The organism is Eisenbergiella tayi, assembly GCF_001881565.1.
GTDB lineage: Bacteria > Bacillota > Clostridia > Lachnospirales > Lachnospiraceae > Eisenbergiella > Eisenbergiella tayi.
On the sequence record NZ_MPDJ01000012.1, the window covers coordinates 16,853 to 32,935 of the forward strand.

A 16,083-nucleotide genomic window follows, 5' to 3' on the forward strand; every position below is an offset into this window, starting at 1 on the left:
TAGAAAGGACGTACATGTTGAATGTATGTCCTTTTCTTTGCTGAAAGGGTTCAAAAGACCCGAAGCAGCTGCGCCTGCTATCAGCAGAATAAGCAGCAGGAAGGATGTGAAATTTTGGAAAAAAGAAAAAAGTACCGCTTATTTTTATATGTTTTGCTGATTTGTTCTATGACAGCGTTAATCATATGCTGGCTTTTCCTTATTTGGGAAAAAATACCCCGGGCCATCCATATCCGGGCTGGTGTCAGGCAGGATTTGGATCTGAACGTACCTGTTTCCGGCAAATTATATAAGGCGCCCTCAGATACTGCAGACGGGGATGAAGCAATACCGGTAACAGGTATGAGCTCTGTGGCAGAAAAAAAGGAACCCAAAAGCCTTTCCGTCGATCTGGGAGATTCACTTACCTTATATGCGGAAGATATTGATACGTACACCATGGATTTGAAGCTTTTCGGCCTGATACCATTCAAATCCGTCAATGTGCAGGTTATCAATGATAAAACACTGATTCCGGCGGGTGTTCCCATTGGTATATATGTGAAGACCGAAGGGATACTGGTGATTGCCACAGGGGATTTTACCGGCGTTGACGGTCAGCTGAAGGAACCTGTGGGACATCTGCTGAAGGAAGGCGATTATATCCTGAAAGCGGACGGTAAGGAAGTGGAAGGAAAAGCTGCCTTTATGAGGCAGATCGAGGAAAGCAACGGAGAAGAGATGGTGCTCACCATTCTCCGGGAGGATCAGGAATTTGATCTGAAAGTAAAACCGGAGGAAAACCAGGACGGACAGTATAAGCTTGGTATATGGATCCGGGATAATGCACAGGGAGTAGGCACCCTCACCTATATAGACGAAAACAATTCCTTCGGCGCGCTGGGCCATGGAATTAATGATATGGATACCGCCACACTGATGAATCTTAGAAACGGAAGCCTTTACCAGACCGAAATTGTGTCCATAACCAAGGGAGAGAATGGAACGCCCGGTGAACTCACCGGCGTCATAGACTACAAAGAAAGCAATAAGATGGGAACAATTGAGGCCAATACCGTAGAAGGAATTTTTGGAGAACTGAATGATTCCGCTGCGGCCCACATCACCTCACAGGCTATGCCCATCGGCCTTAAGCAGGAGGTTGAAACGGGACCCGCCCAGATTCTGTGCAGCGTAGGCGGAGAACCAAAGCTTTATGATATCAAAATTACAGCCATTCACCTGGATCATGACAATATCAACCGGGGAATCGAATTGCAGGTCACGGATCGTGAACTGCTCGAAACAACCGGAGGAATCGTGCAGGGAATGAGCGGCAGTCCTATTTTGCAGGACGGTAAAATTATCGGGGCAGTCACCCATGTCTTGGTTCAGGATCCTACCAGAGGATTCGGAATTTTTATCGAAAATATGCTCCTGCAATAAGCAAAGCACCTCAGCCAGGAAAATGCAGTATTTCCTGGCTGCTGCGGCTTCTGCCGATGATTCTGTCGGTTTTTTTACCCTCTGATTTATCTCAATCCCATCTGTTTTCTGCAGTTCCGTGCTAACTGTCGCCATCTTTCCCCATGATTCGCCACATTTCGCTCTCCTAAAGCGCGATTATTTCCGAAAAAACACGATACACCGCCTTTTTTGCGACGAAAGAAGGTTGCCATAAATTGTCATTCTTATATAATTAATGCAGGAAGAGACAGAAAGAAAAAGATTTCTGTTGGAATGGAGGATATATATGGAACAGTTACGCATGAGCGCAGGCAAAGACAACGAAAGAGTGGTACAGATCCTCACGGATCTGATGAAAACGAATAAAGAATTCCAGATAATGATTACCGTGCCGGCATCCGGCGCCTCATCCCTGTCTGAAATGGCGAAGGAAGAAGAAACGGCTGTAAAGCCTGCCGCCGCCCACAACCTGGAAAAAGACGTGACGGATATGATTCATGAGATTGGCGTTCCCGCACATATCAAAGGCTACCAATACCTGCGCGAAGCCATCATGATGTCAGTGGAAGACATTGAAATGCTCAATTCTATCACCAAAATCCTGTATCCCACAATTGCAAAGAAATACCAGACTACGCCCAGCCGTGTGGAGCGTGCGATCAGACATGCTATAGAGGTTGCGTGGAGCAGGGGAAAGATGGAAACACTGGATTCTCTCTTTGGGTATACTATAAATACAGGAAAAGGAAAGCCTACGAATTCCGAATTTATTGCCCTGATTGCGGACAAAATAAGACTTCAATATAAAATTTGACCTTTTAATAAACGCCGTAATGATGTATAATAACTGTAACCCCACCGGGGAAGGTATTAAGAAATTACGGGAGGATTCAGTATGAAGAAAATTTTATTTGTGGCCTCAGAAGGCGTACCGTTCATAAAAACAGGCGGTTTGGCGGATGTAGTAGGCTCGCTGCCCAAATGTATTGATAAGAAATATTATGACGTGCGTGTTATCTTGCCCAAATATGTATGTATGTCCCAGGAAATGAAGGACAGACTGAATTACAAAACCCATTTTTACATGGACTTCCATTGGCAGAATCAATATGTGGGGATTTTAGAGGCTGAATACGATGGTGTAACATATTATTTCATAGACAATGAATATTATTTTAACGGTTTCAAGCCTTACAGCGATAACACCTTATTTGAAATTGAGAAATTTGCATTTTTTTCCAAAGCGGCTTTGTCCATTCTTCCGGTAATTGATTTCCGGCCTGACCTAATCCACTGCCACGACTGGCAGACCGGCCTGGTTCCCGTTTATCTGCATGAACGCTTCCAGGGCAGCGATTTCTACAGGGGCATTAAAACGGCCATGACTATCCATAACCTGAAATTCCAGGGGAAATGGAGCATCAAGGAGGTACAGGATATCACCGGGCTTCCCATGTCTTTCTTCACTCCGGATAAGCTGGAGGCCTATAAGGATGCCAATCTGTTAAAGGGCGGCATTGTATATGCGGATGCGGTTACGACCGTGAGCGAAACCTATGCGGATGAGATAAAGACCCCTTTCTACGGAGAGGCGCTGGACGGCCTGCTTCGTGCGCGGAGCGGTGATTTGAGAGGAATTGTAAACGGCATTGATTATGATGAATATAATCCGGAAACGGATAAATACATCACTCATCCGTTTAACTCGGTTAATTTCCGCAAAGAAAAAATAAAAAACAAGCGTGCGCTTCAGGCTGATTTCGGATTGAATCAGGATGATAAGGCATTGGTCATCGGTGTCGTATCCCGTCTGACCGATCAGAAGGGCTTTGACCTGGTTGCCTATGTTATGGATGAATTGTGTCAGGATAATATCCAGCTCATGGTGCTGGGCACCGGTGAAGAGCAGTATGAAAACATGTTCCGTCATTTTGCCTGGAAATATCCCGGAAAGGTATCCGCCCAGATCTATTATTCAGAAGCTGTATCACACAGAGTATATGCTTCCTGTGACGCCTTTCTGATGCCTTCCCTTTTTGAACCCTGTGGGCTCAGCCAGTTAATCGCACTCCGTTATGGTACAGTTCCTATTGTAAGGGAGACAGGCGGGCTTAAGGATACGGTGGAGCCATATAACGAGTTTGAAAGCACAGGCACCGGTTTCAGCTTTATGAATTATAATGCGCATGAAATGCTGGGAGCTGTCCGGTATGCGGAAAAGATCTTTTATGATAAGAAAAGAGAATGGAATAAGATAATTGACAGAGGAATGGCGGCTGATTTTTCATGGCAGGTATCTGCAAGAAAATACCAGGAAATGTATGACTGGCTTATCGGCTGATTTGCTGTAAATGCAGAAATAAATTATTTATGGGGAAATAAGGGGGGAACCATCCGGGACGGTCGGAAAACCGGCACCGGATGGTTTTTATACGTTTAAAACCCTTCTCATTGGGAAGGATAAAATTAAATAAAAAACAAAGAGAGGAAAGAAATATTATGAAAAAATTTATGTGCCTGACATTGACAGCCGCTTTACTGCTTACGGGCTGTAATGGAAAGTCAGCAGACGGGAACACAGGAACTGCTGTACAGACAGAAAGCAGTACGGTCCAGGAGACATCGGCTCCCGCAGAAACCAATCAGGAAACCACGGAGGCAGCGACAGAAGAGACACAGACTTCCGGTGAAAAGGGAAGCCTGCAGGCCGGCGAATACACATACCATCTGGAAAAGGAGGAGAAAACCTGGTCTACGGAAAAGGGACAGCTGGCATGCACTGTAAAGCTGGAGTATCCTGTTTTTGAAGGGGACTCTGACGGCGAGAAAAAAATAAATGATTTTTATGAAGAATGGGTTTCCGATATGATGGAAAACTATGAAAATGATCCGGATTCTATCGTAAGCTATGCCATGCAGTACCGTACGGAGGAAGAAAATTCCCAGACTGCGGCTGAGGGTGAGACAGAAGCCTTTACTATGCCTCCGAGCGAGGAAGATTTCACAGTGGGAGGAGTCGTTTCTCACGGCAATTTGATATCTGTATACCATGAATCCTATACCTATGAAGGCGGAGCACATGGTATGCCGGGAAGAAATAATCATATTTTTGATAAGGAAACAGGGAAAGAGCTGACATTAGCCAGCCTTATCAATCTTTCCAACGATGAATTAAATACGATGGTACGGGATAAATTCCTGGAAGTGGTTGAGAATGATACGGAAGGCGGCTTTTTTGAAGATGCCGCCGAAACACTGAATGCAAAAAATAATTTTATCGAATATTATTATTTAACAGATGAGGGTGTCATATTTTATACCACGCCTTATGAAATCGCTCCTTACGCCGCAGGTTATACAGAAGTGACCATCCCTTATGAGGAGTTGGGAATGTAAAAACCTGCCGGTATATTTCCATTCACGAATGCGCATAATACTAAGGCAGATGTAAATGAATGGAGGTATGGACATGGCAAATTTATCGGAACTCGATCTTCAGAACCTGCGCCATCTTATTGGCGGTTATGACACTTCTCACTGCAAATTGAAGGAATATGCTTCCTGTGCAGAAGACGCTAAGGTAAAGCAGTTTTTTGAGCAGGGCGCAAAATCCGCAATGGAAAACAAGCAGCAGTTGATGAAATTTTTGCAGTAAGGAGGAGAATAACCATGATGCAGGAAAAAACAATGGTATCAGATACTCTGGCAAGTATTAACGGAGAACTGGTAAGATTCGGGGAAATGATCCCCCAGACAGAAAACAAAGAGCTGAAAAGTGCTCTGAAGCAGATACGTGCAGCCTGCGAGCAGTCCCAGGAGCAGCTTTACCAGATTGCAAGGGATAAATCTTATTATGTGCCGGCCCAGAAGGCTACACAGGAAGAGATTGACCATGTAAAGGGACTGTTTACTTCCGGAACACTTTAAGTTTAAACGCAGGATAAACAACGGATGCCTTGATTTACAGGCTGTCCTTAGATTTACTAAAAAAGTCATTGTACGGCACCCCGCCATACAGTGACTTTTTTGGTATCAGGCTTCCGCGAGCCAGATCTTCATATTTTGTTTAAATACTGGATGAGGAAAAACGGACAGGTAGAAGTCTGTAAGATCCTGTAAAAAGAATTCCTGTGCTTCCAGGGATTCATCCATATCCGTATTAAGGCCGGAGGTCCTGCCTGCCGTACATGAAAAACCGCTTGCAGGAGGCAGCCAGAGCATCCGATAGGTCACGCCAAACAAACGGGCCCTTACCCGGGAGAGATAAGCGCCGTTTCTCTGGTAGAAACCAATTCTTCTTTTACGCAGTGTATATTCCTCCGGGGAATCGGCTGTATCCGGATCCTCACACTCCAGATAGCAGCCGGGGAAATCCTCCATGACCCTCATATTCTGCAGAAAAATACTGCCGTATCCTTTATTCCTGTGCTCCTCCAGAAAGGCATAATAATCAAGAAGCATTCTCTTTTTGTCTTTGTCATGCAGAAGAAAGGCATACCCGAGAAGCGATTCCCCTTCCTCGTCTTCAGTTTCGCTTTCCTGCGAGAACAGACCATAGCCGGAATACTGTTTTTGCTCTAACAATGCCTTTATTGAAGAGAGCGGTTTTAGTTCATCCTCCGGGAAATGGGAACTCCCCCAGACTTCATAGACAGAAGTGATTTCATCCGGTTGTAAGGCTCTGCAAATTTGTTCCATCAAAAAAACCTTCCTTTTATTCTATTTGCTCTAATGCAGTGATATCGGAGTCGATCATCATGGAGTAATTGGTATAATATACGACAAAGCCGGGTTTCCCGCCGCCGGGCTTTTTCACATTTTTCTTCTCCGTATAATCAATTTCCACCTTTTCCTGGCCGCGTCCCTTGGAATAGTGGGCGGCCAGCCGCGCCGCATCCTCGAAAGTACTGTCAGGCAGCTCCTCTCCGCGGGATTTTACCACTACGTGGGAACCCGGAATCCCCTTCGCATGGAACCACCAGTCATTTCCGACAGCAAATTTAAAGGTGAGCTCATCATTCTGAAAGTTATTCTTGCCTACATAAATGTCGTAGCCGTCGCTGCTGAGATAGTGGAACGGCCGGCTTGTAATTTTTACTTTTTTCGAGCCGCCTTTTCTGCGGATATAACCGCTTTCTATCAGCTCTTCCTTAATCTGCACCAGATCCTCCTCCTTCAATGCGATATCCAGAGAGTTGCTGATGGATTCCAGATGCTCGATTTCCGCTTTTGTTTCCAGGGTGAGCTGGGATAAAGCCTCATAGGTCCGCTTCAGCTTATTATATTTGTCAAAATATTTTTTTGCATTTTCTCCCGGTGTGAGAGTGGGATCCAAAGGTATCGTAATTTCTTCGTTCGTATAATAATTCAGTGCTGTCATAGAGCGGGAACCGGGCGTCACATCATAACCATAGGTGTTCAATAATTCTCCGTAAACCCGGTACTTATCCCTTTTTTCCGTATCCTTCATCTGTTTCAGCTGCAGATCATATTTCTTTACGTTCCGCTCCAGAGCGGTGGAAACAATACGGCGCAGATCCGAGGAACGCTGGCGGATGCGTGTAATGGTGTTCTTTTCCGCATAATAGTCCTCCAGAAGCAGGGAAATGGATGTGTAATCCTTTCTTGCATTTTCTGGATAAGAAGTGAGACATACCGCCGCATATTCTGCAGGTGCGTTATTTTCATATACAATGCAGGGGGAGAAGCTGCCGGTGCGTACATCCTCCATCATCTCCTGAAAAGAGCGGTAAAGCCGTTCCCGTCCGTCCTCATCCAGGGCGGCGTTGGAGAGATCCGCATTACCTCCTGCCCGATAGCAGATCTCATGGGCAATAGCAGGAGACAGACCCGTGAAGCTGGTGTAAAGAGCCTTGAAACAAGGCATATTCCCTGCAAATACTCGTTCCATAAATTGCTCTCTGGTAACGGAAAGCGGGTTTTCCTTGTCCTGGGTATGGGGAATAAAGTATTCCTTGCCGGGGAGCACCTCGCGCACCGAGCTCACCAGACCGGAAATATGCTTGATGCTGTCGATGATCACGCCTGAAGTGCTGCTGAAGATAATGTTGCTGTGTTTGCCCATCAGTTCCACAATGAGCAGCTTTCTGCATAAGTCGCCCATCTCGTCAAGATGCTCGATCTCAAAATTGAGAATACGCTCCATGCCGGGCTGGGTGATGCTGATGATCTTGCCGTTCTGGATGTGCTTTCGGAGCAGCATACAGAAATTGGGGGCAGTCATCGGACTGGTCTTATTTTTCCCCGTAAGATAAATGAGGGGGAGGGATGCGGAAGCGGAAAGGGTGAGCCTGTGCTGCGCTCCGTTATTTTTTATAGTAAGCAGCAGTTCATCCGGTTCCGGCTGCGCAATTTTGAATATCCGTCCTCCGGTCAGGGTGTCATCCAGTTCTTTTCGTATATTTGCAATGGTTATGCCGTCAAATGCCATTAGTAAGTCCTTTCTGCGGGAAAACACAGCCGAATAGGATGAGACGCCGGCTGTGCTTATCTGTGCGGTAAAATAAATATCATGATATTAAGTATAGCAGAAGAAGGAAAAGAGAACAAGGGCTCAGATGCTGTCCGCAGATAACATCTGAGCCCTTGTTGGAAAAGCTGATATAGCAGGGATTCTCAAAAACCAAGAAGGAAACGTACCAGGGCGATCAGGGCCAGGTGGGCCGGGTAGAAAGCGTAAAAGAACCATTTGGGGATACGCAGGGAAGTATTGGTATGCAGGAAAATCAGGGGAAGGGCAAGGAGGGCTCCTGCTTCAAAGCCGATGCCGTAATTTCCGATAGTCAGATTCAGAGGATCTCCCGGCGATGCCGTAAAAAAGGCCGGAAGATAGAGCAGTACATACAGGACGGCTCCGAGGGAAGGTTTTTTCCTGCAGAGATAGAAAACCAGCATGAGAAGGATGCCTGTGCTGGAATAATCAAAATTCCACAGAGATATAACCAGGAAGGCAAGGATGAAAAGCCACCATTTTTTTTCTTTAAAACCCCATACGGCCAGAAGGCTTATAAATAATGTAAAGAAGATATTCCAGTTGGTCAGGTTGCCCAGGATATCCTGCGGGTTGAATGCCAGTATCCAGAAAGGCTGGGAAATGACGGCAAACAGGCCCAGGCGTCCCAGATATCTGCGGATATTACTGGTATAGAGCATTCCTACGGTCATGCAGTAACAGAAGATGGGGAAAGCCAGACGGCCGAGCCAGCGGAAAACAGGGTATTCCGGAAAGAAGGCAGCTCCCACATGGTCGATGAACATACTGATGATAGCCACCAGCTTTAAAAAATTGGTATCCAGGTTCGTATTTAAGAGAGGTTTGTCGGTGACTGTGATGTTTTTCGTATTCATTGTTATGTACCTTTCTTTCTTTATTGATAATGTTGATTTATTATGATGCTGTCAGTATAACTTTTTCCCCGGGAAGTATATAGATGGGGAATTGTCAATTATGGCAGAGATTTTGTAAAGTTTGGCGATGGCGCCGTTTTTACTGCTTCCGAAGCTGTTTTTGTTAAGAAAACGGGCGGTAAACGGCAAAAAATGAAATCCTTGACTACTTTCGGAAGGTGATTTATAATAAAATGAATTATGGGAATGTATCTTCTGGAGGAATACTGATGATAAAAAGCATGACTGGCTTCGGCAGATGTGAGATCAGCGAGGCCGAGCGTAAATTCACTGTGGAAATGAAATCTGTAAACCACAGGTACCTGGATGTGAGTATTAAGATGCCCAAGAAGCTGAATTTTTTTGAGGCGTCGATACGAAGCCTTCTGAAGGAATATATCCAGCGCGGTAAAGTAGATGTATTTATTTCTTATGAAGACTTTACTGAAAATAATGTAACAATTAAGTACAACAAAGATATTGCCGCTGAATATATGGAATATCTGAAACAGATGGCCGCAGAATTTTCTCTGGACAATGATATACGTGTTTCCTCATTATCCAGGTTCCCTGAGGTTTTCTCCATGGAGGAGCAGACCATTGATGAGGAAGGGATCTGGAAGAGCCTGGAAAAAGCGCTCCGCGGAGCCGCCGAAGGACTCGTACAGACAAGACTTGCCGAAGGGGATAACCTGAAAGAGGATCTGATATGCAAGCTGGACGGCATGCTGGAAAGCGTGGCATTCATTGAGGAAAGATCACCTCAGATTATTGCCGAATACAGACAGACACTGCGTGATAAGGTTAAGGAGCTTCTGGAGGATACCCAGGTGGATGAGAACCGCCTGCTTATGGAGGTGACCATCTTTGCCGATAAAGTATGCGTGGATGAAGAACTGGTCCGTTTGCGGAGCCATATTGAAACCACTAGGGAAGCCCTGAAAACAGGGGGAAGCATCGGCAGGAAGCTGGATTTCATTGCCCAGGAAATGAACAGGGAGGCCAATACGATCCTTTCCAAGGCCAACGATCTGGAGACCTCCAACAGGGCTATAGAGCTGAAAACCGATATTGAAAAAGTCAGGGAGCAAATCCAGAATATTGAATAACAGCAAATGGGAGCGAATATGAGTCAGTTTATCCATGTTGGATTTGGCAATATTGTAAATACCGCTAAAATTATCGCGGTGGTCAGCCCGGATTCCGCACCCATTAAGAGAATGGTGCAGACTGCCAGAGAGGCGGGGACGGCCGTGGACGCAACACAGGGACGAAAGACAAAGGCAGTGCTGGTGATGGAAAACGGACAGCTGGTGCTTTCCGCACTTTTGCCGGAAACCATTGCAAACCGCGCACAGGCCGAACGGGAGGATAATGATGAAGCATAGGGGAATCCTGATTGTCGTATCCGGTTTTTCCGGGGCGGGCAAAGGAACTTTGATGAAGGAACTGATAAGTACCTATGATAATTATGCGCTGTCGGTATCAATGACTACAAGAAAGCCCAGGGCGGGAGAAGAAGAAGGCAAGTCCTATTTTTTTGTGGAAAAGGAAGCCTTTGAACAGACGATTGCAGAGGATGGTCTGATTGAGTATGCCTGCTACTGCGGCAATTATTATGGAACGCCCAGGGAATATGTGGAGTCCTGTCTGGACAAGGGACAGGATGTCATTCTGGAAATTGAAATCCAGGGAGCCCTTAAGGTGAAAGAAAAATTCCCGGATGCCCTTCTTTTGTTTATCATGCCTCCCAGCGCGAAGGAACTGCGCAGAAGGCTTGAGGGCAGGGGTACCGAAAGTGACGAAGTCATCTGTCAGCGCATCAGCCGTGCGGCAGAAGAAGCGGAAGGCATTGAAAATTATGAGTATATCATAATCAATGATAAATTGGACGAATGTGTGAAGGAGATGCACAGCATCATAAATGCCGCACGCAGGAGCCCGCAGCGAAATAAAGAATTGATAGCTGGCATGCGTTCCGAACTGGACGCATTAGTGAAAGGAGAATGAAACATGTTACATCCCTCTTATACCGATTTAATGAAAGTAGTGAACAGCGATGTGGAGCCCGGTGAAACCAATATTGTAAACAGCCGTTATTCCATCGTTATGGCCACTTCTAAGAGAGCAAGGCAGATCATCGGAGGCGATGAGCCGCTGGTAAATATGAAAACAGGCATGAAGCCTTTATCTGTTGCGGTGGAAGAACTGAATGAAGGCAAGATTAAGATTCTCGGGGATGAAGAAACAGAAGAGTGAAATGGGGGAAGGGAGAAGAGAAATTGCCGTGTGCGTTTCTCTTTTTTCGTAAAAAAATATGAAGATTTTATTTATTTCCCTGGGCTGCGATAAGAATCTTGTGGACACCGAGATGATGCTGGGAATGCTGGCTGAAAGCGGGCATACCTTTACGGATGATGAATCGGAAGCCGAGGCGGCAGTGGTAAATACCTGCTGTTTTATCGGAGACGCCAAGGAAGAAAGCATTAATACCATCCTGGAGATGGCGGAATTGAAAAAAAGCGGGCAGCTGAAGGCGCTGATTGTAGCCGGCTGTCTTGCACAGCGTTATAAAGAAGAAATACAGACGGAAATCCCGGAGGTGGATGAAATCCTGGGAACCATGGCGATTGACAGCGTTGTGGCAGCTATTGAAGAGGTGTGCGGTGGAAAAAGCAATAACCACATTACGGATCCGGATGCGGCGCTGGTTTACGGGAAACACCGCAGTGTGACCACAGGCGGCCATTTCGCTTACCTGAAAATCGCCGAGGGCTGTGACAAGCGCTGTACCTACTGCATCATTCCCAAGGTACGGGGAAGCTTCAGGAGCGTTCCCATGGACGTTCTGGTTAAGGAAGCCTCAGAACTGGCGGAAGGCGGCGTGAAAGAGCTGATTCTGGTTGCTCAGGAAACTACGGTTTACGGAAAAGACCTTTATGGTGAAAAGTCACTGCCCCGGCTGCTGCGCGAGCTTTGCAGGATACCCGGGATTGAGTGGATCCGGCTTCTGTACTGTTATCCGGAAGAAATTACGGATGATTTGATTGAAACCATAAAAACAGAACCGAAAATCTGCCATTACCTGGATATGCCCATCCAGCATGCGTCGGATCGGATTCTGCGGCAGATGGGAAGACGCACCAACCAGGCAGAGCTGCGTGAGCGCATCGGAAGGCTGCGGGAGGAAATCCCGGATATCTGTCTTCGTACCACGCTTATCAGCGGGTTCCCCGGAGAATGCCAGGAGGATCATGAGGAATTATATAATTTCGTGGATGAACTGGAATTTGACAGGCTGGGTGTATTCACCTATTCCCAGGAAGAAGGAACGGCTGCCGCGCAGATGGAAAACCAGGTGCCCCAGGAGATAAAAGAGGAGCGCCAGGCGGAACTGATGGAGCTTCAGCAGGAAATCGCTTTTGAAAAGGCGGAGAACATGAAGGGCAGGTGCCTTCCTGCCATGGTTGAGGGCAAGGTGGACGGGGAGAATGCCTATGTGGCGAGAACCTATAAGGATGCGCCGAATGTGGATGGCCTTTTGTTTATCAATACTTCAAGGGACCTGATGACCGGTGATTTTGTGAATGTGCGTATTACCGGATCTTATGAATATGATTTGATAGGAGAGCTGGAAGATGAATTTACCGAATAAGCTGACGATATTAAGAATGATAATGATAATTCCCTTTGTGGTTTTTATGCTTGTTCCCATAGGCGGAGGCGCGGCAAAGTGGATCGCCCTTGCACTGTTTGTAGTTGCCAGCCTGACCGATCTGCTGGATGGAAAGATCGCCAGAAAATATAATCTGGTTACGACCTTCGGGAAATTTATGGATCCCCTGGCGGATAAGCTGCTTGTCTGTGCGGCGCTGATCTGTCTGGTTGAAATGGGAAAGATCCCCGCATGGATTGTAATTATTATTGTGAGCAGGGAGTTTATTATAAGCGGTTTCCGGCTTGTTGCATCGGATAAAGGGGTTGTAATTGCAGCCGGTTACTGGGGCAAATTCAAAACCACCTTCCAGATGGTAATGATTGTGCTGATGATCGCCGATATTCCGGCACTCTCCCTGGTAACTTCCATTGTGATGTGGGCTGCATTAATACTTACGGTGGTTTCACTGGCAGACTATCTGATTAAGAACAAGGATTGCCTGGCTGATCAGAAGTAAAGAAAAGAGGTTCGGTATGGTAGTTGAATTAATTTCAGTTGGAACAGAGCTTTTGCTGGGGAACATAGTCAATACCAATGCGGCGTTCCTGGCAGAAAAATGTGCGGGGCTGGGCCTGTCGTGTTATTATCAGACCGTTGTGGGAGATAATCGGGAAAGGCTGGCGGGAGTGATGCGTACGGCGTTGGAACGGTCGGATATCCTGATTCTCACCGGAGGCCTTGGGCCTACACAGGACGATTTGACCAAGGAGACCGCAGCAGGGGTATGGAACAGAGAATTGAAAATGGACGGCCATTCCCTGGAGCGGATAGAATCCTTTTTTAAGGAACGCGGTCTGGAAATGACGGAAAATAATAAAAAACAGGCTTTAGTACCGGAAGGAGCCATTGTGGTGGATAATGATAACGGTACGGCTCCCGGCATCATCCTGACGGAAGGGGAAAAGCGGATCATCCTGCTTCCCGGCCCTCCCAATGAATTAAAGCCCATGTTTGAGAACAGTATCGTTCCCTACCTTAACGGACTGGAAAACCCTGAGGAGCCTGGTATCATTTATTCCAAAACAGTAAAAATCTGCGGAATGGGTGAGAGCAAGGTGGAAAGTGAAATCACGGATTTGGAAAGTATGGAAAATCCCACGGTTGCCCCTTATGCCAAAACCGGGGAAGTCCATCTGCGTGTTACGGCCCGCGCCGCTGACGAAAAGGAAGCCAGGAAAAAAGTGAAGCCTGTGGTAAAGGAACTGAAATCCCGTTTCGGAAGCGCTGTTTACACCACGGAGGAAGATGTTACCCTGGAAGGGGCGGTTGTGGATCTGCTTCTTGCGAACGAGCTTACGGTTTCCACGATTGAATCCTGTACGGGAGGGATGCTGGCGGCCAGGCTGATCAACATACCGGGGGTTTCTGAAGTTTTCAAATCCGGTTATATTACCTATTCCAATAAGGCAAAAAGGAAAATTGCCGGAGTGAAGAAGGGGACCCTGGATAAATACGGAGCCGTCAGCCCGCAGACGGCTAAGGAAATGGCCAGAGGCACCGCGCTTCTCACTAAGGCGGATGTCACCTTTTCCATAACGGGGATTGCCGGTCCTGACGGAGGAAGCCAGGAGAAACCGGTGGGACTGGTTTACATGGGATGCTATGTATGCGGAACCACACAGGTCAAGGAATTCCATTTTAACGGGAACCGGGCCAAGATAAGAGAAACGGCAGTGTCTGCCGCTTTAACAATGATGAGGCAGTGTATTTTGGAATACTACAGTCAGAAGACTTTTGGTAAAAAAGTCTGATTCCGGCCTTGCAAAGAAAGCTTCTGGCATAAATGTTGCCTGAGCATGGAGGAAATATTATGTATGAGGATGAAGAATACGGTTTCTGTCCGGAATGCGGAGCATTAATGAAAAACGGCGTTTGCATCAGCTGTGGATACGACAGAAATAAAAAAGCAACCGATACGGAGAATACTCCGTCAGACCCGGATAAAGAGAGCGATGGCTTTCTTTCGGGAGAAACACCGAACACAGGGACAGAAACAGAGGATACACCGGATATGTCTTCATGGGAAGGGCAGAATACACCGGATGAGCAGCCCTCCCCGGATGCTCAGAATGCCCCCTATGGTTCTCAGAATGCTCCTTACGGCGGGCAGAATGCCCCTTATGGTTCCCCAAACGCTTCATACGGAGCGCAGAATACGTCCGGCGGATCACAGGGGACGCCTTATGGGGCACAGAATGCCCCTTATGGAGCGCAGAACACTCCCTATGGACAGAATATGCCTTATGGTTCCCAGAACACTTACGGAGGCCAGAATACCTCTTATGGAGCACAGGGAGCTCCCGGCAGCCCGCAGAATGCTCCGTACGGTCAGAACGTACCTCCCTATGGGGCGCAGAACAATGCCGGCAGCATGCCGGGAGGCCCTCAGAACGGAGCTTATGGCGGTCAGTACGGCCAGGGCTACGGACCGGGGCAGGGCGGATATCAGGGGCAGGTTCCTCCCGGAGGCGTACCTCCCTATGGCAGTCCTTACGGCGCTTATCCCAACGGGCCCCAAAAGAGGAATAACGGAAGAACCCTTGCGGCCGTCATTATTGCCGCCATTGCGATTCTTCTTTGTATTGTGCTTGTGCTCGTGTATGTGATTGTGCGCGGAGCCGTAAAAGAAAGCGGCGGCGGACTCGCCAATTATAAAGGAGTCTTCGGAAGCACAGAAAATTCGGAGCCGGAGAGCGTGCCCGAGGATAACGGCGGTTATAACAACAACAACGGCGGTTACGGCGGATCTGAATCCGAACCGGAAGAGGAGGACTATGTCCCCACCCCCGAAGATGATTATTACGTTACCCTTGCCAATTCCGTGCGGGATGATCTCAGTTACAGCGTGGAATGGGAAGAATATGACTATGTGGATGATGAAACCGGGGCGACCACCCAGGGAAGATATCCTCAGCTGAAGGGCGGAAATATTCCTCATATGGATGAGCTGAATGAGGAAATCAAATATGAGGCAACCTATTACAGCAATCTTTATGGATATTACAGGGAACAGCAGGAGGAAGATTTGTATTATGCTTCCACCAGCCAGGGCTATGTAACATATATGGATGAGGAAAAGATAAGTATTGTACTCAGGGAATCCTTTGCCATGAATATGGAATCTTACATTTCCCTGTACAGTATAAACATAGATCTGGTGAGCGGTGAGCTCATGGATAACGGAAATATGATTGACTATACGCCCAAGCTTGCCAAGGCATTTCGCGACCAGGATGCCTACCAGAACGGCACGGCGCAGGCGGTGGATGAGATGACGGATGAACAGCTCCAGGATTTCCTGTCGGATTCCGATACCAATATTATTTTCTATACACCCGTAGGCCTGGAAATCGGATTTAATTATACAACCAGCTCCAGCAGCGGGTGGGTGACTGTGACAATCAAGGATTACGAACGTTATATGAAAAAAATTTAATGTCTGGCGTATCCCTTCACGGGATGGCCGGGCGGCAGACAGAACGGTTCCGGAGAAGCCTTCCGGGACCGTTCTG

16 protein-coding genes and 1 pseudogene are annotated in these 16,083 nt (G+C 47.1%); 14 read left to right on the plus strand and 3 right to left on the minus strand.

Annotation, left to right across the window (positions count from 1 at the left end; all coding sequences use genetic code 11):
- The first annotated feature begins 114 nt into the window (after nucleotides 1-114).
- The 6 genes and pseudogenes from spoIVB to BLA28_RS29430 all read left to right on the plus strand — a co-directional run bounded on the left by spoIVB (nucleotide 115) and on the right by BLA28_RS29430 (nucleotide 5,373).
- Nucleotides 115-1,425, plus strand: coding sequence for a SpoIVB peptidase (gene spoIVB / locus BLA28_RS29405; RefSeq protein WP_071699692.1), 1,311 nt, complete (start codon nucleotides 115-117; stop codon nucleotides 1,423-1,425).
- Nucleotides 1,426-1,870: 445 nt separating this feature from the next.
- Nucleotides 1,871-2,260: pseudogene (spo0A, locus tag BLA28_RS29410) on the plus strand (sporulation transcription factor Spo0A); the annotation flags it as partial.
- Between the two features lie 81 nt (nucleotides 2,261-2,341).
- Nucleotides 2,342-3,787, plus strand: coding sequence for a glycogen synthase GlgA (gene glgA, locus BLA28_RS29415; protein ID WP_044972919.1), 1,446 nt, complete (start codon nucleotides 2,342-2,344; stop codon nucleotides 3,785-3,787).
- 158 nt (nucleotides 3,788-3,945) lie between these two features.
- Nucleotides 3,946-4,842 (plus strand): DUF3298 and DUF4163 domain-containing protein, encoded by an 897-nt coding sequence (locus BLA28_RS29420; protein WP_071699677.1) that lies wholly within the window; start codon nucleotides 3,946-3,948, stop codon nucleotides 4,840-4,842.
- 73 nt (nucleotides 4,843-4,915) lie between these two features.
- Nucleotides 4,916-5,101, plus strand: a complete 186-nt coding sequence (locus BLA28_RS29425) for a hypothetical protein (RefSeq protein WP_009253005.1) — start codon at nucleotides 4,916-4,918, stop codon at nucleotides 5,099-5,101.
- Between the two features lie 17 nt (nucleotides 5,102-5,118).
- Nucleotides 5,119-5,373 (plus strand): spore coat protein, encoded by a 255-nt coding sequence (locus BLA28_RS29430; protein ID WP_025483836.1) that lies wholly within the window; start codon nucleotides 5,119-5,121, stop codon nucleotides 5,371-5,373.
- 105 nt (nucleotides 5,374-5,478) lie between these two features.
- Here BLA28_RS29430 and BLA28_RS29435 read toward each other — a convergent pair whose 3' ends face one another.
- The 3 genes from BLA28_RS29435 to BLA28_RS29445 form a co-directional block, all read right to left on the minus strand.
- A complete protein-coding gene (locus tag BLA28_RS29435; protein WP_069159379.1) occupies nucleotides 5,479-6,144 on the minus strand; it encodes a GNAT family N-acetyltransferase in 666 nt (221 codons plus the stop codon).
- 16 nt (nucleotides 6,145-6,160) lie between these two features.
- Nucleotides 6,161-7,897, minus strand: coding sequence for an Rqc2 family fibronectin-binding protein (locus tag BLA28_RS29440; protein WP_069159380.1), 1,737 nt, complete (start codon nucleotides 7,895-7,897; stop codon nucleotides 6,161-6,163).
- Between the two features lie 185 nt (nucleotides 7,898-8,082).
- Entirely contained in the window at nucleotides 8,083-8,814 is a 732-nt protein-coding gene (locus tag BLA28_RS29445; RefSeq protein WP_069159381.1) for a TraX family protein, read from the minus strand.
- 269 nt (nucleotides 8,815-9,083) lie between these two features.
- On the opposite strand from BLA28_RS29445, the gene BLA28_RS29450 reads away from it, so the two are divergent.
- The 8 genes from BLA28_RS29450 to BLA28_RS29485 are packed head-to-tail and all read left to right on the plus strand — an operon-like array spanning nucleotide 9,084 to nucleotide 16,007.
- Nucleotides 9,084-9,962, plus strand: coding sequence for a YicC/YloC family endoribonuclease (locus BLA28_RS29450; RefSeq protein ID WP_009253000.1), 879 nt, complete (start codon nucleotides 9,084-9,086; stop codon nucleotides 9,960-9,962).
- Between the two features lie 18 nt (nucleotides 9,963-9,980).
- Nucleotides 9,981-10,241 carry a DUF370 domain-containing protein gene (locus BLA28_RS29455; RefSeq protein WP_009252999.1) on the plus strand — a complete coding sequence of 87 codons (261 nt, stop codon included), beginning with the start codon at nucleotides 9,981-9,983 and terminating at the stop codon, nucleotides 10,239-10,241.
- Nucleotides 10,231-10,863: a guanylate kinase gene (gmk, locus tag BLA28_RS29460; protein ID WP_016360264.1), complete on the plus strand. Its 633-nt coding sequence runs from the start codon at nucleotides 10,231-10,233 to the stop codon at nucleotides 10,861-10,863. Before BLA28_RS29455 ends, gmk begins: the two co-directional genes overlap by 11 nt.
- A 3-nt stretch (nucleotides 10,864-10,866) precedes the next feature.
- On the plus strand, nucleotides 10,867-11,112 hold the full coding sequence (rpoZ, locus tag BLA28_RS29465) for a DNA-directed RNA polymerase subunit omega (RefSeq protein WP_009252996.1): 246 nt from the start codon (nucleotides 10,867-10,869) through the stop codon (nucleotides 11,110-11,112).
- 58 nt (nucleotides 11,113-11,170) lie between these two features.
- Nucleotides 11,171-12,508: a 30S ribosomal protein S12 methylthiotransferase RimO gene (gene rimO / locus BLA28_RS29470; protein WP_044972915.1), complete on the plus strand. Its 1,338-nt coding sequence runs from the start codon at nucleotides 11,171-11,173 to the stop codon at nucleotides 12,506-12,508.
- The gene (gene pgsA, locus BLA28_RS29475) at nucleotides 12,492-13,028 is read left to right on the plus strand and encodes a CDP-diacylglycerol--glycerol-3-phosphate 3-phosphatidyltransferase (protein WP_044972914.1); all 537 of its coding nucleotides are present in this window, start codon (nucleotides 12,492-12,494) and stop codon (nucleotides 13,026-13,028) included. The genes rimO and pgsA overlap by 17 nt, the downstream gene beginning before the upstream one ends.
- A gap of 16 nt (nucleotides 13,029-13,044) precedes the next feature.
- Complete coding sequence (locus BLA28_RS29480) at nucleotides 13,045-14,322, plus strand: competence/damage-inducible protein A (protein WP_009252993.1); 1,278 nt, start codon at nucleotides 13,045-13,047, stop codon at nucleotides 14,320-14,322.
- Nucleotides 14,323-14,381: 59 nt separating this feature from the next.
- Nucleotides 14,382-16,007, plus strand: a complete 1,626-nt coding sequence (locus tag BLA28_RS29485) for a hypothetical protein (RefSeq protein WP_069159382.1) — start codon at nucleotides 14,382-14,384, stop codon at nucleotides 16,005-16,007.
- Nucleotides 16,008-16,083 lie beyond the last annotated feature (76 nt).

Coding starts and splice junctions, on each gene's coding strand:
- BLA28_RS29435 (WP_069159379.1), bottom strand. CDS start 6,144: ATGGAACAAATTTGCAGAGCCTTACAACCGGATGAAATCACTTCTGTC.
- BLA28_RS29425 (WP_009253005.1), top strand. CDS start 4,916: ATGGCAAATTTATCGGAACTCGATCTTCAGAACCTGCGCCATCTTATT.
- BLA28_RS29480 (WP_009252993.1), top strand. CDS start 13,045: ATGGTAGTTGAATTAATTTCAGTTGGAACAGAGCTTTTGCTGGGGAAC.
- pgsA (WP_044972914.1), top strand. CDS start 12,492: ATGAATTTACCGAATAAGCTGACGATATTAAGAATGATAATGATAATT.
- BLA28_RS29445 (WP_069159381.1), bottom strand. CDS start 8,814: ATGAATACGAAAAACATCACAGTCACCGACAAACCTCTCTTAAATACG.
- rpoZ (WP_009252996.1), top strand. CDS start 10,867: ATGTTACATCCCTCTTATACCGATTTAATGAAAGTAGTGAACAGCGAT.
- BLA28_RS29430 (WP_025483836.1), top strand. CDS start 5,119: ATGCAGGAAAAAACAATGGTATCAGATACTCTGGCAAGTATTAACGGA.
- rimO (WP_044972915.1), top strand. CDS start 11,171: ATGAAGATTTTATTTATTTCCCTGGGCTGCGATAAGAATCTTGTGGAC.
- BLA28_RS29455 (WP_009252999.1), top strand. CDS start 9,981: ATGAGTCAGTTTATCCATGTTGGATTTGGCAATATTGTAAATACCGCT.
- BLA28_RS29450 (WP_009253000.1), top strand. CDS start 9,084: ATGATAAAAAGCATGACTGGCTTCGGCAGATGTGAGATCAGCGAGGCC.
- BLA28_RS29485 (WP_069159382.1), top strand. CDS start 14,382: ATGTATGAGGATGAAGAATACGGTTTCTGTCCGGAATGCGGAGCATTA.
- BLA28_RS29440 (WP_069159380.1), bottom strand. CDS start 7,897: ATGGCATTTGACGGCATAACCATTGCAAATATACGAAAAGAACTGGAT.
- glgA (WP_044972919.1), top strand. CDS start 2,342: ATGAAGAAAATTTTATTTGTGGCCTCAGAAGGCGTACCGTTCATAAAA.
- BLA28_RS29420 (WP_071699677.1), top strand. CDS start 3,946: ATGAAAAAATTTATGTGCCTGACATTGACAGCCGCTTTACTGCTTACG.
- gmk (WP_016360264.1), top strand. CDS start 10,231: ATGAAGCATAGGGGAATCCTGATTGTCGTATCCGGTTTTTCCGGGGCG.